At 38.3% G+C, this 16,228-nt stretch carries 17 protein-coding genes; 2 read left to right on the top strand and 15 right to left on the bottom strand.

Annotated features, from left to right (window positions below; translation table 11 throughout):
• The first annotated feature begins 593 nt into the window (after window positions 1-593).
• Both RG47T_RS13245 and RG47T_RS13250 read left to right on the top strand, forming a co-directional pair.
• Entirely contained in the window at window positions 594-923 is a 330-nt protein-coding gene (locus RG47T_RS13245) for a hypothetical protein (RefSeq protein WP_074489916.1), read from the top strand.
• A gap of 1 nt (window position 924) precedes the next feature.
• Window positions 925-1,944, top strand: coding sequence for a sensor histidine kinase (locus RG47T_RS13250; protein WP_074489917.1), 1,020 nt, complete (start codon window positions 925-927; stop codon window positions 1,942-1,944).
• 421 nt (window positions 1,945-2,365) lie between these two features.
• Here the strand turns inward: RG47T_RS13250 and RG47T_RS13255 are convergent, their stop codons facing one another.
• From RG47T_RS13255 to RG47T_RS13325, 15 genes are all read right to left on the bottom strand, one after another.
• A complete protein-coding gene (locus RG47T_RS13255; protein ID WP_074489918.1) occupies window positions 2,366-3,052 on the bottom strand; it encodes a hypothetical protein in 687 nt (228 codons plus the stop codon).
• Between the two features lie 176 nt (window positions 3,053-3,228).
• Window positions 3,229-4,293: a hypothetical protein gene (locus RG47T_RS13260; protein WP_171972526.1), complete on the bottom strand. Its 1,065-nt coding sequence runs from the start codon at window positions 4,291-4,293 to the stop codon at window positions 3,229-3,231.
• A 468-nt stretch (window positions 4,294-4,761) separates the two neighbouring features.
• On the bottom strand, window positions 4,762-5,703 hold the full coding sequence (locus RG47T_RS13265) for a hypothetical protein (protein WP_139235760.1): 942 nt from the start codon (window positions 5,701-5,703) through the stop codon (window positions 4,762-4,764).
• Window positions 5,704-7,110: 1,407 nt separating this feature from the next.
• Window positions 7,111-8,262 (bottom strand): type II secretion system F family protein, encoded by a 1,152-nt coding sequence (locus RG47T_RS13270; RefSeq protein ID WP_074489921.1) that lies wholly within the window; start codon window positions 8,260-8,262, stop codon window positions 7,111-7,113.
• Window positions 8,249-8,764 carry a PulJ/GspJ family protein gene (locus tag RG47T_RS13275; protein ID WP_074489922.1) on the bottom strand — a complete coding sequence of 172 codons (516 nt, stop codon included), beginning with the start codon at window positions 8,762-8,764 and terminating at the stop codon, window positions 8,249-8,251. Before RG47T_RS13275 ends, RG47T_RS13270 begins: the two co-directional genes overlap by 14 nt.
• On the bottom strand, window positions 8,751-9,122 hold the full coding sequence (locus tag RG47T_RS13280; RefSeq protein ID WP_074489923.1) for a hypothetical protein: 372 nt from the start codon (window positions 9,120-9,122) through the stop codon (window positions 8,751-8,753). Before RG47T_RS13280 ends, RG47T_RS13275 begins: the two co-directional genes overlap by 14 nt.
• On the bottom strand, window positions 9,110-10,360 hold the full coding sequence (locus RG47T_RS13285; RefSeq protein ID WP_139235759.1) for a hypothetical protein: 1,251 nt from the start codon (window positions 10,358-10,360) through the stop codon (window positions 9,110-9,112). Before RG47T_RS13285 ends, RG47T_RS13280 begins: the two co-directional genes overlap by 13 nt.
• A 9-nt stretch (window positions 10,361-10,369) precedes the next feature.
• On the bottom strand, window positions 10,370-11,008 hold the full coding sequence (locus RG47T_RS13290) for a toxin-antitoxin system YwqK family antitoxin (protein ID WP_074489925.1): 639 nt from the start codon (window positions 11,006-11,008) through the stop codon (window positions 10,370-10,372).
• A complete protein-coding gene (locus tag RG47T_RS13295; protein ID WP_074489926.1) occupies window positions 11,008-11,514 on the bottom strand; it encodes a hypothetical protein in 507 nt (168 codons plus the stop codon). Before RG47T_RS13295 ends, RG47T_RS13290 begins: the two co-directional genes overlap by 1 nt.
• A gap of 8 nt (window positions 11,515-11,522) precedes the next feature.
• Window positions 11,523-12,482 carry a fibronectin type III domain-containing protein gene (locus RG47T_RS13300; protein ID WP_074489927.1) on the bottom strand — a complete coding sequence of 320 codons (960 nt, stop codon included), beginning with the start codon at window positions 12,480-12,482 and terminating at the stop codon, window positions 11,523-11,525.
• A 37-nt stretch (window positions 12,483-12,519) separates the two neighbouring features.
• Window positions 12,520-13,344: a hypothetical protein gene (locus RG47T_RS13305; RefSeq protein ID WP_074489928.1), complete on the bottom strand. Its 825-nt coding sequence runs from the start codon at window positions 13,342-13,344 to the stop codon at window positions 12,520-12,522.
• A gap of 14 nt (window positions 13,345-13,358) precedes the next feature.
• The gene (locus RG47T_RS13310) at window positions 13,359-13,982 is read right to left on the bottom strand and encodes a hypothetical protein (RefSeq protein WP_139235758.1); all 624 of its coding nucleotides are present in this window, start codon (window positions 13,980-13,982) and stop codon (window positions 13,359-13,361) included.
• 104 nt (window positions 13,983-14,086) lie between these two features.
• Window positions 14,087-14,434, bottom strand: coding sequence for a hypothetical protein (locus tag RG47T_RS13315; protein ID WP_074489930.1), 348 nt, complete (start codon window positions 14,432-14,434; stop codon window positions 14,087-14,089).
• Window positions 14,435-14,481: 47 nt separating this feature from the next.
• Window positions 14,482-15,012 (bottom strand): hypothetical protein, encoded by a 531-nt coding sequence (locus RG47T_RS13320; RefSeq protein ID WP_074489931.1) that lies wholly within the window; start codon window positions 15,010-15,012, stop codon window positions 14,482-14,484.
• Window positions 15,013-15,014: 2 nt separating this feature from the next.
• Window positions 15,015-16,226 carry a hypothetical protein gene (locus RG47T_RS13325; RefSeq protein WP_074489932.1) on the bottom strand — a complete coding sequence of 404 codons (1,212 nt, stop codon included), beginning with the start codon at window positions 16,224-16,226 and terminating at the stop codon, window positions 15,015-15,017.
• Window positions 16,227-16,228: the final 2 nt, after the last annotated feature.

Consider the following 16,228-nt stretch of genomic DNA (forward strand, 5'->3'; position numbering starts at 1 on the left):
TAAAGAAGATCAACGATGACATACTTTAGTCTACACTTTTTTTAGCTAAGTTAGTTGGTGTCATCAAAAACACAGCGCTACAGGTATTGGACAAGATCATTAAACTATAGGAAAACATGGGGCGTTTCTCGGGCGGGCGATAGGCACATTGACCAGAGTTCTGTTGGAGGAGATTACACGAAGCTCCATATCCAAAAGCAGGTGGCAGGAACTGATACTTTCAAATAAAGATCTCAGCTTAGTTTCTTCTGACCGCAACAATCCATCATGTTCTCTTAATAAGTGCAGGCTAGCCTCAAATTCAAATATCCTGATGGCTTGTTTAACAAGGCCTTTACAACATTTCTTGCTGTAAAGCTGTTAAAACCATAGGTTTAAAATCATAAACACATAACGTTCCAATGTTCAGTTCATGTGTATTTAATGGCGCCCTGGCGTAAAACCGGATATTGAGGTTAAATATAACACCCTATATAGTTAATTAAATTAACTATATAGAATATGACTTTTTCTGGATAATTAATGCCTTTCCCAAAGTCTTTACTACCAGTAAAATATCTGTAATTTAGCAGGACTTTTTACCTTACCCTGCTGTGAAATACAATATTGATTTATGCTTCGAGCAAATTAAACTACCTCCGTTTCAAGATATTTTAATTCTGGCCAAAAATTCGCCACAGGGTAAAATTGGTCTGAGCCGTTCATTTGAGCTGCTGTTACCCAATGGTTTCGAAATGCTTGATGTTGAGGACGAGTTAATTGATGCCGTATTTGTCCAAAAAAACATTCTCCATAAAGTGTCGGCCGAAAAGGTGATTAATATACTTCGCCAACATGTTTTCCCCTTTATTTCTGAAGGCGAAATTATCCGGGTCGATTTCAAAGTTTCTGTATCTGTTCAAAACATTAAACTTCAGGATTAATATGCTGATCGGTCATTTAATTAGAAAAGATTTTTCAACTGTTAATGCTTTTCATGGTATCCATCAGTTAAAGAAAACAATAGCTGCCCATGGCGGCGCCTTAGTGGTGATGGAAGACTCAAAGGCAGTAGGTATTATTAGTGCCCATGACCTGGCTACCATGCATCATAATCTGGTCATTGATTGTATTACCTCCAAACCCGTGTTGTCCAGGCAGCATATGATCCCCGAAGTGCTTTCGATCATGAAAGAGGTACACTCCGATCTCCTTATGGTTTATGACGGTGATGAAATGTTGGGTGTATTGCATAAAAATGATATTACAGATTATCTGTGCCAGACAATGGAACAGCAGAAAACACTGGTGCACAGCATTGCCCATGATCTAAAAAACCCCTTGGCAAGTGTATTAAGCATCGCCTATTTACTGGAGGAAAGCGGCCATTACCTGGAGGAAAAGGAGCTGATTGGCTATGCAAAGGAGGCATGCAACTATGCCAATGAAATTGTAAACGACCTTTTATTTAGTGAAGATCAACAAAAGAATCCGTTGAGAATGGAACTCGTGGATTTAAACGGGCTATTGATAGCTGCCATTAGCTCGTTCCATATCACCGCTGCAAATAAGGTAGTGGATTTAGTGGTTAACATCGACCCAGGCAAGGCCATGATCCTGGCGGATGCTATCAAATTAAAAAGAGCTTTCAATAATCTGCTTTCCAACGCCGTTAAGTTTACACCACGAGGTGGTACGGTTACTATTGAAATGAAAGCGCAAGCGAACGATTATCTGATAAAGATTAGTGATACAGGGATTGGTATCCCTATAGAGTTACAACCCGGGATTTTTGAAAAGTTCACCAGGGCACAAAGAAAGGGTACCAATGGCGAACAATCAACTGGTTTGGGGATGTACATCACCCAACAAATCATCGAATTACACCGTGGTAATATCCGAATGGAAAGCAAACCAGGTGAAGGCACGTCTTTTTATGTAAAATTGAGAAAACATGCCGTGTAACAGCCGGGATCGATCTATTTGACAGACAATTGCCAGCGTAGCTTTACGCTATTAATTTTTCCCCCACTGCATACATCTTATTATGCTTAAAGACCGCGACCATTTAAATATTCGAAATTAATATTAATCAACACAAGTCATTGGTTTTATGCGCACGGAATAGCATGGTCAGCATGCTGGAATATCCCAATAGGCCGCTTATTTCAAATAAACGTCGTATCAAAAAGAAAAAGACGTGGTAAGCATAAATAACCTGCCCCTGATGTTATAATTGTTAAACCATATATTATAATTGGTTGATTATAAATTAGCATTCAAGAGATTACCTTGAGTTAGATGCTATTATCTTAAACCGCTCATTAGAGACTCCAAAGCTAAGAGGTAGGTAATAGTAAGCCCAGCGTGAAGGCTGGGCTTGAATTTAATTATATTTTAAAGGTATTTTAAAGGTATTTTGCCGATATGCATCAGCACCCAAACTCTTTACCGCATTCGCATTCAATATCGCATGCTCTTCTATTAAGACTAATTCAGCTGCCTTAAACCATTCCATAGGAATATCGTCAACAGGCTTCGTTGGTATATATTTGTAAATTACATCGTCTATTGAATTTACTCTTTTAATAACTAATTGTACTCTAGTTTCTAATCTTGATACATCGTTGCTCCTAAGTATGTTATCAATTAAATGGGGTTGATTTAGAAAACGTCCTTCCGTTATCCTAATCGCCTCAATAAAGTTATTAATAGATTGCTCTATGCTGATGTCCCACCATGCGTCAATTACTCCATTCTTTGAATATTCGCTTTCTAATAGCCTTGATCGCTCTTCAATTGTTAAAAAGCGTCCAACTCTTTGGTAGGACTCCTTAGGTATATCTCCTCCGAACATTGACCAAGATGTTAGTTTAGATAGATAAAAGGCCCTTGTAAACTTAGATTCATAGTACTTTGAAATAGTCAAGCCCAGTGTTAAGTACAAATTCTTATCTATTGACTTAATATATAAGCCCTGTGCACCAGTGATTGTATCTTTAACTTCTCTATAATTCAGAATTTCAATTTCGGCTTTAGTGGCCTTTATCAATTGATTCTTTGTGAGTTTCATTTTAATTAGATTTCTTAGGGCCTATATAACTTGGTGAACCTGGCTGATATGCTGGATTCCATGGATTATATAATATGGTTTGAGGCAAAGGTTTATCAGTTCCATTATAACCATTCTTCTTCAATATTCCTCTCTCTTTTCAGCGGACTTTTCACCCGTCGGTGAGTCTGGTTTTATTATAACAGGTGTCCCATCTGGCAACACTGCATCCTTACGAACTTTATCTCCTGTATTTGTAAAGCGTTATATGTGAAAGCGTATTTGTTATTAGTTTGGCCATTTAAATCTTTTTGATAAAAATCTACAAGCTTCAACCGATCCATAGGAGTGTTAATGTACTCAAAAGCAAAATTCCAAACCTCGCTACCATTCGACAAGCTGTTTACCTTGATAGAATCAAGTTTTGAGAATTCATTGGGATTGTTATACGAGCTAAAAAAAGTAATTACTTGGTCATCCGTACGAATTTCTTTAAGATACTCGCTTTTTACTGCGGGGGTGGGTTCCTGAAAAATTATCCTTCCCCCTAAGCCATCCTGATAGGTTCCATAATAACCAGGTAAGTTATAACTAACGGCTTGTCCTGCCTGATAACTATAATTGATGGTTTTCCCATTTGTGGTCGTTATAGACGTTATATACCATGTCTTTGGACAGGTAGTGCCAAACTCAATTGAATTTGCAGCGCCACCAAATACATATTGAACACCTTTAGTATCAATTAAAGTAATGCGATTTAAATAAGTCTGGTTCGGAAGAGGGGTTGGCGGAATAGCTGGCAATGACCCAAAAGCGGGTGTTCCAGGTAATGGTGGAGTTGGAACGCTTAAGATATCACCGCTACCGATAACCACTTTGACTTTTTCATTGCACCGCACTTTGAAATTACCGTTTTCGTCCATATAAAAAGTGCCCGATAATTCACCAATAGTAAACGAAAATTCATCGGGGGCATAGTCCTTGACAACAAAGTAGCCGTAATTTTGCGTAATATTTTTCAGGCCGTAATTTCTTAAGTCGTTGATTGCGTTCGTTAAATTGCCACTGCTAGCCCAGGCTGCGGAAGCCATAAAACCGTGGTTGTAGAAAAAGCCTCCGTGTACCTCATTCGTAAATAATACACTGGAGTTGTACCATGAGCAATCATCGGGTTTATCATTAACAACTCTGGTTATACTTCCTCCGGCTGTTAAATTAAAACCAAGCCCAACCCAACTTCCGTTATGAAATGGTTTTACCAAATTAGGATTGTAACTTAACTGAATGGGCAACGATAAACCTCCATAGTAAAAATTGTATAGGGGTATATTAATAGCAGGAACTCCAGTAAAGCCGCTTTGTGGATATTGGGAAAATACGCCTAATGCAGCTGCATTGGGGCTTGGTGGTTGCGGATCCTGATCGCCCGATTGTCCGTAGATATTGTTGCAGAGAATAAGTGATAGAAAGCAAAAAAATGCAACTTCATAATTTGATAGTTCAAATAGTTATTTTACGATTGTTATATCTGTTAAAATATTACCTATAGTTAATAATTTGAGATTGCGCATTGGAATAGTCTGCGATTAATAATGGCAGGATTGCAAGTAAAAGCTTTTCATATGTCTGTGCCGGTAGTCCATTGCGCATAACAAAACTGCAAGCTGCAAAGCAGTATAATAAGACCGAAGATTTTTTTCATGATATTCTGGAAGATTTAGGTGGCTTAACTAGATATGCAATTTTTTCTTCACGTTATTAAGTTGATTTTGTTGATCGATAAGTAATTTCTTTTGTAACTTCAGTTCATTATCTTTCTCGATGAGATACAATGTTAACTCTTCGATCTTCTTTAATAACTTGGCATTCATCTCACCTAGGTTTATCCCATCTTTGGCTACCTGTGCAGCTGATGGAATTTCGGGTAGGTGATGATTTTTATCGATGTAAGCCTTTACGTCTTTTAACGTAGTGAGATCATAGTCTTTATCGAAAACATAATCAGGTGTTGGTACAGAAAGATCCATTTTAATTCCAGTGGCATGTATAAGTCCACCTACCGTTAATTGTGCATCAGGTATACTGCTGTTAATACCTACATAACCATTCTCGATTGCCCGAATAGCCAACTTTGCACCGGGAGTTCTAATATCATTACCAACATATAAACTCCATTCATCCGTCATCGGCAGGAAGCCCAACGTGCTTACGTCATTACCGGAAACCCTCAAAGGTGTCCATGATGAATTAATACCAATTGAATGAACTTTAATATGAACGGTTAGTGCCCGAGTCGTATCTCCATAAGTGTTCGTTGCCCTGATCCGAAACCGGGGGTTGGCGAATTCTGTGTTGAAGTCGACAGTAAAATTGTACAACCCAGCTAGAATATAGGGGTTACCATTTATCTTTCCAACCTCTCTCCACAGTGCAGGGTCGGCATGTGTGATGCTTGCTAAATGCGTAGAGCCCGCTGCGATATTGCCCCGGGTGTAAGAAATTGAAATTTCATAATATCCAGATGCAACCGCATCCGGTGGATGTACACCTACAAATTCAACATAGTCACCGACATGGTAATTACGCTGGAAAGTAATACTGTCTGTATAATCTTGTGCTATCATTTGACTTGTTGTAAATAACAGAACCAAGAAAAGGTAAAGGTTTTTCATTTCAATTTTTATTTTCTAATTTTCCAATTCTTTTATTTAAGACCTAATCAGTTGAAAATGTGCTTTGTGCCTAGGAATAACTTGCCGCTATTAAAGGCAGAATTGCCAATAGAAGTTTTTTCATAAAATTGTGATACGTTTAAGTTTTAAAACTTGGCTAAAATATATCAATAGAAGTTGTAATCTGTGTCAGTTATTTACACTTAACTAATGGGCAAACAATTAACTCATAGCAATGGAAATGATAGATGAAAGCTGATAGTAAATCGACTTGCAAACAGGGATAGTGTTTCCAGCTCTAACCATTAATCAATATCATTAAAGCGTTCGAAAACTTGAAAATCAACTTTTATGCACAAAGGCTTTGATTAATTTGAAGAGGAATTTGCGATGCTTAGTAGCGTGTATAGTTTGATGCTGTGTTGAATAAACTTAAAAGTTATTTTGGCTCAAATCGAATCATTCATTACCATTACAACTCATCTGAATTTACCTATTGTTCGCCCCATAAAGCAAAAAAAGCCATTCTTACACTGAAGCATGACGTTTTTAGTGGTCCCGCCGAGAGTAATTATACAGGTATTTTATGGTCTTATTGACTTATCTTGGCTCAATTCGATTCAAAATGGGTTTCCCTTAAATTCATATATTAACCATTTTAAACCAATTATTATAATTTAAATCAAAAATTAATAACACTTCTTTTGATCTACAGCTTTTAGCGTACGGATCTAATTTTCATAATGCAGATCTAATAAACTGACAAATTATTCTTCAGCTTTCACCATTGCTTGCCTTCATAATACCAAAGCTTGAGTAAAATCTCCTTTTCCGTAATAAACTTCCTTAAAGTCTTTTGAAATAAAAAAAGCGGTTATATCTATGCTCGAATCCAGCCAAGCCGAGATGCTCTTCCTTTCTTATTAATATCATTGTTGGTTAGCTCTATAAAGAACAATTGATTTCCGTTGCCGACATACTTTCTTGTCGTTAAGTTTGAATAAAGGAATTATTTTATAGCCTCGAACATTCTCTCGAAAATCAAATTCTCCTTTTATTCGGTTTAGCATAAATATGGACATTCCAGAGCCATTGATCACCCTGTTACGGAATAGCAAACAGTTGATTACGTAAGGGTGACCATTTTAATTTATTAATTTTCAATTGTGATCGTTCCTATTAGCCTACACCACTCAATGCTCCAAAGCGTATGGAATCGCCTGGTCAAGCCTCGCGGAATATCCAGTCCTGATGCCAATAATACCATTAGGCAGGCGGAATAAATTTTGTGCGTGAGAATAGCTGATAGCTAATAAATGGAAAATTGCCAATAGCAGTTTTTTATGAAATTGTGATACGGTTAACCATTTATATCTAATTTTAGTAATAAATCTAACTCTTCACAAATTATTGAAAACTATTACTCATCTGAAAAAGTGGTAGATACATAGAAATTAAGATAATCCCAACGATAAAGCCCAGAAAAATAATGATCAGCGGTTCCATAGCACTGCTGAGCGTACTGGTTTTATATTCAACCTCTTCTATATATTGTTCTGATATCTTAGCGAAGAAATAATCAAGCTGGTTCGTCTCCTCCCCAACTTTTACCAGTTGGATCATTTTAGCTGGGAAGATTCCGAATTGCTGCATGCTTTGATAAAGTGTTTTTCCCTTCATGATATCGTCTTCGATAATAAGTAATGCGGATTCAATGGGATAATAATTAATCATTTGACGAATTAATGCGATCGCCTTTAGCAAAGGCAATCGCGCGTTGATCAATAGTCGCATAGAATTACAGAAGCGTGCCAGGTAGATCTTTTGCACCAGATTACCTACTACCGGTATTTTCAAAACCATTTTGGATAATACCCTTTTAAATTTCAAGCTGTTACGAAAGGTAAATAAAGCAATCGCGATCAGTACGGTTAATATGAATCCTTTGTAAAAGTTATCTTCCAATGCTTTGGAGATATTGATAATTTTCTCGGTAATCCAGGGTAAATGCCCTCCGAATCGCCTGAACACGTCACCAAACATGGGCACAATAAATTTCAGCATAAAAAATACAGCACCAAGCGAGGATGCCATAACGATACATGGATAAGTTAAGGCCGAAACAATCTTTCTTCGTTGTTTGATCTTGTTTTGGTAATACCTGGCCAGATCGGTTAATACCTCGATAATTTTTCCCGTTTCTTCCCCAATTTGCAAGCTAAAGACCTCGTAAAGCGAAAACTGTCCGCTCTCTTTCAACGCCAAAGACAGGGTTGATCCATTTAGCACACTTTGCTGTATGGCAACAAAGAGCTTTTTGTCTTTTTCCTTTTTTTGATCAGCAGTGACGAGGTCCAGACTACTTTTCAGGTTAATTCCAGCTTGCAGCAATGAGCCTAATTCCAGGTACAGATATTCTTTCCGCTTATCGCTTAACTCCTTACTACCAAAACTGATATCGCGGTTAAGCAAATCCAGTATACTGGGTTCGGAACCCAACCTTACCGCGTTATTTGTTACTTTTTTAACTTCGTATCTGCGTAAGTCAATTGACGGCATGTGCGTTTGCTTTAATTAAGTTTTGTGAACTATAAACTTTATGATAATGATAAGTGATTGTATCAGCTTTCAATAAAAGATTTATTGACAATTCATCTATTTGTTGGGCAGTGTCTGTGCTTGGCTCATCAATAGTAACCGGATTACTTTCAAAGTCTGTCCATACTCCAGCTGTTTTCAATTTAAAGGTGTCCGTGCTGAGCCCAGTTCTCACAATAAAATCCGGTTCGATCTGATATTTTATTATGGCTATTGAATCCTGAAATGTAATTAAGTGATGATCTAATGCTATGGCCTCACTTCTTTCAAAATCTTTCCTCAATAATTCATCAACCCTAATCAGCATCCCCATGGCCTCATTCTTATTGGTGAAATTCAAGTAGGACTGGCTCATGATGCTGTAAGCTGTATATGTGATCCCGATTACAATAGCCGAGAGTAGCATCACCACAGTAAGCTCCAGTATTGTAAATGCAGCCAGGCGTTGCTTATTTAGTTTCATGAATGATCATACTTTTGAGTTCTGTAATCCGCGTATTATTTTGATCATAGAGCGTAAAATCCGCTTCCAGTAATGATCCACCTAAATTGGATGATTTGAAGATTTTCTCCATCCGCCATTCATTAATGTGTAAAATTTCATCACTTACGTTGCCAGTTTGATTTGTTTTTATCAACTCCTGTTGCAAAATGGCATTGGCCTTAACTTGCTTTACAGACAAGGATAACCGCAAAACATTAGACAGGATCATCAATGCAATACCAATCACAAATACGATAATGACCATAGCGATCACAACCTCCAGTATAGATGATGCCTGCATGCGGTTTCGTGTCCGGTATTGTTTTATTTGAGCCATTGCAATACTTTACGTTTAGCTGAAGCAGCGGGCAAAAGGTCGCTGGTTAAATAGTAACGGGAGAGCCGATCGCTGTTAATCAGTATATTGATCAGGTAGTTCTCATACATGGTATTGCTGCTTTGATATATAAACCGATTGGTAAAGACACTTCCATTAACGACAATTTGCTTTTTGTAACTTAAAATACCCTGAGAATAAATTTGCCCGATAATGGTTGTATGATCGCCCAGGCTTATCAGTGGTTTTACCTCAGATTGGGATTTTTGATAACTGAACACGGCACCGTTAATAATAGTACCCGCATCTATAATAATCTTCGGAGCGGCTTTCAGGGTAGTGGATTCGAACTGGAGCACTCCAATGGCGGATGGATATTCAAATTGACAATTCTTTTCAATATGGATAGAATCTGTCGCAAATAATTGGCACGTTCCTTTAAAACCTGATTGAACATTGATGAATCTGGCGCAAATGACCAAGTTATTTAATTGTGCTGTATTCGCTATAGTGACTATAGTATCTGACCGGATCAGGATATATCCCTCTAATTTTTGCCGTATGAGTAATGTTTTTTTACCAAGGCTAATGACCTTGATATCAGCCATAAATGACTTATTCAAAGAATCATCATTTAAAGTACTATCCCGGCCAGCCTTCCAATTAAAAAGACTTTTAATGTTACCAATTCGGGTTTCATCTAAAACTGGCAATGCTTTTTCACTGTTTTTTTTTATACCCTGAACCAATTTCTTATTGCCGGTATAGGCCATGTTATCTACATAAGCTTCTTTAACTCCGGCTTTAGGTAAAAAAGCGTTGCCTTTGATTTCTGTTTTTCCGCTAACGGATAAGGGTCTGTCCTCATCGATCAGGTATAATGCAGCCCATTTAACGGAATCCACTTTGGAGGCAATTGAAAATATTTCCGTTAGTGTGTCGGCGTGGATGAAAGAACGGGCTACTCCTACATCATACATACCCCAGCAAATATTTTTAAGTAAAACTGAATCCTGTTCGCCACCAAATAAACTCATCTTTTTGGTTGAATAAGCATGGTCGCTTCCTGCAAGTAGGATGTTTACACCGGAATTCACATTATTCTTGAGCAAATCATACCTGAATTTTCGTTGATATTGCGCTCTGTAAAAATAGGCAGCTACGATTAAAGAAGAGCATAGCAAGGCGATAACTAGCGCAATTACAATTACAATATATAAGGCCGATGATTTAATCACGATGATGGCTTATGGAGTTTTATTGGTCTTTGATTTAGCTTGATGCTCTTTTTTAGGTGAAATCTTTACTTTGGTGGAATCTTTGTTTTTTTTAACGAGATAGAGTCGTTGCCAAATGGTCAGATCTTTTGTATTATTTAACTGCCCGTGGTGATACTTAATGGTTTTGGTAGAGTCCTTTCCCAGATAAAGCACCGACTGGCCCTCTAGTAAATTGTCCTGGTACCTTCCGGTTTGTTTCAAGTTGCCGGCTTCATCGTATAGCGTAAAATTACCGTCCATAGTCCCTTTCTTCCAGGTTAATTCTTTGGATAGCTTCCCGCTTTCATTCCAGGTTTTCCAAGTACCATCTTTCAATCCCTTTTTAAATTCGCCCTGCTCTTTCAGATTTTTATTGTAATAATAAGCCGTATACAAACCATTTAATACTCTACCACTGTAACCGCCCTGCGTGGTATGAATACCATTACTGCTATACCAGAAATAAAGCTTGTTATCCTGAATAGCGATATCCCCTGATACAGGTTCAATTTCGGCAACAATCGTTTGATCCTGTTCTGTAATCCGGATTTTATTTAAACCCATATCGGGCATTTTTTGTGCCAATGCCGAAACCGGTAATAGCAGTAATAGGATTAATTTTTTCATTATTTCGTATTCATCGCAATAAACTTCGATTGACCACCGAAAGTGATTTTAATAGAATCTCTTAAATTTTTAACCAGTTTAACCTGGGCATCAGTTTCTCCCTCTGCCATCATGTACTCTACGCCGCGAATATTGACGATTGCCAGCAATTGCTTCGACTTCGAGTTTCTAATATAACCAGTGTAGGTAATAAAACTCCAGTTCATAGAAACCTTTGCCGGAGCGATGTGATTCACAGGCGCTTGGTTGATCAATTTTGCCACCGGGATTTCCTGCTCTTCTTTTTTAGTTGCTTCATCAAACGGGTTACGATAGTTCAACAACAAATGCGTAGTATCTTTCATGTTTGTATAATCTTCCAAGGCTTTTTTACGTGGCAGTATCGCATTATTACTAATGGAAAGATCCTCATTGCTACCCGTAGCATCTACTATCCGGTAAATAATAATTCCCCAAAGACCAATTACTGCAGCAATCAAAAAATAAGTAACAGGTTTATTTTTCATGATTACAATTATTGGATCATAAAACTTCGCGTATCGCTTGCAGGTCCTTCGTTACCTACAGCATCAATTGCTGTAACTTTCCAGTATACCGTATCTCCCGATGAGCCTGTTGTAAAATTATAACTCGTCGCCGTCAAAAGCATTGGGAAACTGCTGCTGTAAGGTGTCGTACCATCAGCTTTATACACATACAATTTGTACTTAACTGCCGTGCTGACCGTGTTCCACTGGAGACTGACCGGGTTATTGAGCGTGGTCTTATCTCCCGGAGCAATTTGTTTTACTGCGGCCGGTGGCGTACGGTCATACGTGAATGTATTAATAGCCGACCACTGTGCCTGCGCCGTATCATTGATGGCCATTACACGCCATTGATAAACCTGGTCCTTACTAAGGGTCACATTGATTTGCTGGCCGGAAATGGTTTTATCATAATAGATACTTTTTTCATCAGCGAAATTAGCCGTATCAATTTCCAGGTGATATTGTGTAGCACCATATAATGGGCTCCAGCTGAAAGATAAACTATTTTGATTGGTTAAAAAATTATTTGCAGGGGTGGACAGCTGCACTTTTTGTAGCTTAATTGATGACTGTAGAATCGTAAATGATTTAGCCTGTGAGTAAGCTGTTTTGGAACTGCCATTTTCCGCACGGACATGCCACTGATAATAGCCAGGACTTAAATTAATCGAAAACTTAGTTCCCTTAATGATCGTGTCTAGCACCAGCGAAGGAATGGAATCAAATTTGGGCGAGACTACTTGCAACCTGTATTGAAGCGCATCCTCTAAATCATCCCACCAAAAATTCATGCTGTAGTTTTGCGTTTGCAGTTTGTCTCCGGGAGCTTCCGCCACAACTTGCCTGTTGCTTATATCAGGTTCTATAAGATCCTTGCAGGAAGAAAGTGTTAAAGAAACACCAACAGAAAGTAATAAAAGAATGAATACGACTTTAGAGTTCATGTTATGAAGATAAATTACTTCTGTAAAGCGTTGATAACTATTTAATTCCGAGTTTATTCTTAATTTTATTTAACTGATCTTGCTGGTCATTTAACTGTTTATCTTTTTCAATCAAATACAAAGTCAGTTCCTCGATCTTTTTCAAAAGCTTGGCATTCATTTCTCCCAAATTGACGCCATCTCTGGCAACCTCGTCTGCTGAGGGAATTTCGGATAAATGGTGATGCTTATTGATGTAAGATTTTACGTCCTTCAATGTAGCAAGATCATATTCTTTGTCGAAAACATAGTCAGACCATTGGTCATATAATTTAACGGTTACTGAAGTTGCAATTGCGCTTCCATTGACGGCTAGTTTATATCCTTTATTATCAATAGTGTTTAATGAGATATTACCGTTTTGATCTGTAATCATAACGGGCAATATTATTGGCGTGATGTCTATTCCTGTTGGAGTTTGTGGGCCGACTGTTATAGCCTGAACCGTATTATAGGCAAAAAACAAAGAGTTTACTGCAAAAGAAGCATAGTCCGCTGTACATATTAGGTAGATATTGGTCGTCCCATTCGACTGGGCATATGCCTTGATCGTAAAACTCGAAGACGCACTTCCCATGGTTGTTTGCGTAATGGTTATACCATTACGGTTTCCTACATAATAAGTAGTCTTACCCAATGTATTGGCACCCCAACCACCTCCAAATACATCAACCTGAAGTTTCTGATAGTTCCCAGTATTGTTAGGCCCCAATGTACCTACAAGTAGTGTTGGCCGATCCGTATTAGAAACAAGCGCATAGCTATACTGGGCTTTTACGAAAAAAGGGCAGCATAAGAAAAGCAATAAAAGTAGATTTCTCATTTTAAATTATTTTATCATTTATTACGAAGTTTTCGTTTCACTAAAGTCACCTCATTTTTAAGATTTGCAACAGTAGATTTTAGTTCCTGATTATTTTGATGTTCTTCTATCAGGTACAAAGTAAGTTCTTCAATCTTCCTCAGCAGCTTAGCATTCATTTCTCCCAGATTGATACCATCTCTGGCAACTTCGTCTGCTGATGGAATTTCGGGTAAGTGGTTATTTTTGTCGATATAAGATTTTAAATCTTTTAATGTAGCAAGATCATATTCTTTGTCGAAAACATAATCAGACCACCCATTCATGTCAACCTGGATAGATTGCGTATGCATTAGTCCTTTGACGGCAAGTTTATAGCCATTAGGATTAATTGTACCGATACCAACATTGCCTGCCCCATCAATAACCAGATCATCTCCATAATTCCAGGTAGTGCCATTGACTATCCACTTGTCGAACATCCTCCTCGTGCCTAAAATCATCTTGCCCGTTGCATCTTGATTTGTCCCATTGGCTCCTACAGTAATAATTCGTGCCTGTCCCCATGGGTTGCTTCCATCCGTATTGGCTGGAATAACAAATTCTAACGAAGCGCCGGTACTGGAATTTCTAACTCCCGGATTATCTTGGATGATCAAATCACCTGTATATTGTATCGCGGCATTAATAGAAGATCCAGTGCTAAGAACGTGGAACCTCGCCTGTGGAGTTCCAGTACTTATACCCAAATTTCCCGTGGAGGTTAGTCGCATCGCGTCGAACCATGTAGATCCACTGTAATTCCAAAGGCCAGATTACTTGGATTTCCAGCTGTAGCTCCCCCGATTACACCTGTTTGGCTTAAATTATCATAACCTAGATAAATACCGCCATAACTGGTATGGTCTTTTAAAATAGCCGCATTGATTTTCACTGTATTTGACAATGCAGCATTTGTAACTGTCCCTGTTACGTCTAAAAGGCCCAATGGATTTGTCGTGCCGATTCCAACTGTGTTAGGTGTTGAGGTAATAGTTCCAGTGGTACTAAACTGACCGTAAACATTGGCTGTAGCCAACAATGGCAGAATAGCAAAAAATAGCTTTTTCATGTTATGATGAGATTATTGCTCAAATTGTATTTAATAGCATATTGTATTTAAAAATCTCTTTGCTTTATTACTTCTAAATATAAATCCAACAAAACCTCCTTATCTTCCTTCATGCGGTTTGGATTTGCATTTTTCTTTAATAAAACCGACCTTACATAGCCAATCCCATTCAACTCCTGTAAATGATTGAGCGTTCTGAGCAAAGCAAAGAAGTCACCCTTCAGGTTAATCTTTTGAACGAGATATTGACCCGTGGAAAAATTGGTTTGTGTTGGAACCTCTACAATGCGTACATGCTCTTTATCCCCGATCTCGGAGATTTGGCTAACGATCGTATTCCGGTAATTAACCGTGTCTGTTTGATAGGCCTTAATAATGGCGGCCAATGCTTTGTCCTGTCGCTCCAGGTAAGCAGGCTGTTCCGCTATGGTTACCTTATTGACCTGTGCGTTCAGTTTCTTGTTTAACTGCCAAGCTTCCAGCGTATTTTTTAGAGCTAACTGATAGCTGATCAGCAGCAAGCATATAGCGCCGGCAATAAGCGTGTAAGTAGTATTTAAACGAAGCTTTCTAATCATGATTAGTAATTTATAGCAACCACAAACTGCCCGGTATTCAATTCATTATTGAAATAATAACTCTGCAACTGAACATTCTTAACCCAGCTTTTGGTCTTCAACCGGGCAATCCACTCGTTAACCGGGATAATCCGTGCAGATGTGCCATTGATCCTGATCTGTCTGCTGGCAAAAACATCCTGACTAACCCCATGATCAGGATTCGGGCCCAGCGGGTCTACTGCCACTTGCTGCCAGTTCACTTCTGCGGGTAACAACTGTGCTATCTGATCTATCATAATACTTTTGTCTACCTTGCCCTCCCAGCCGATGGCTGCCAGTAATTGTTGTTTAGCTTTTAAACTGTCAGCCAGTGATTCTGCATTATTGGCCAACTTTACACTTTGACCTACCTGACCGGCCAGTTTCAGATTGGCAGAATTGTAATAAGAGAACAATAAAAAGTTACCTAATAGCAGTACGAAAAAGCATACTAATACTGTCGCACTTTGTACTTTTAGCTTAATGCCATCTGACCGTTTTTGTAGTTGATCTGATAGGGTAACATGGTTTGCCCTAATCAAATCAATGTTGGGGTATAAAGCCAGTTGAAAAGCAGCTGCATAAGGCAGTAACAGCGCTTCATCAATTTGCTCATTCTCTAGTTTGAACGGATATGCAGATGAGGCTGATAAGCTGTATTGATAAGTGATCCAATTCAATTGTTCATCGCGTTGAATCACATGGTTATCAAAGACGATCTCCTGTCCGTATATATTCAACTGGTTAATAACCTGCCCAATCACAAACGGGCCAAGGCTAAATACTACTGGTATAAAATCCAGATTTTTTAATTGGGCGATCCACTTATCTGCTTCCTGCTGCCTGATGAAGGATACAAATAATTTATCGCCTGAATTGAAGAGCTGTGTATAAAAATCACGCTCTTGGGCATTAGGAAGAATGCTGGCAAAGTTCAGCTCATCTTCTGATGTAATACTGGCTGTTTGCTTAATTAATACACCCTTACCTACCAGATTCACTGCAATAATCGTTTTAGCGGGGATATGTTTTTTTAATTCATTGATATCGTTTAAACCAGTTATTTTCTGATCTAAAGCCAGTTGATTACCGGTGATGCTTAATAAGCACGCACTATAACTAGCATTCCCATCTTTATCGACCTCGATGTTAAGCCCTGCAACTTTATTAAAACGGTAATACTTTTCAAACATAA

The sequence above is a fragment of the Mucilaginibacter polytrichastri genome (assembly GCF_001911425.1).
Taxonomy (GTDB): domain Bacteria; phylum Bacteroidota; class Bacteroidia; order Sphingobacteriales; family Sphingobacteriaceae; genus Mucilaginibacter; species Mucilaginibacter polytrichastri.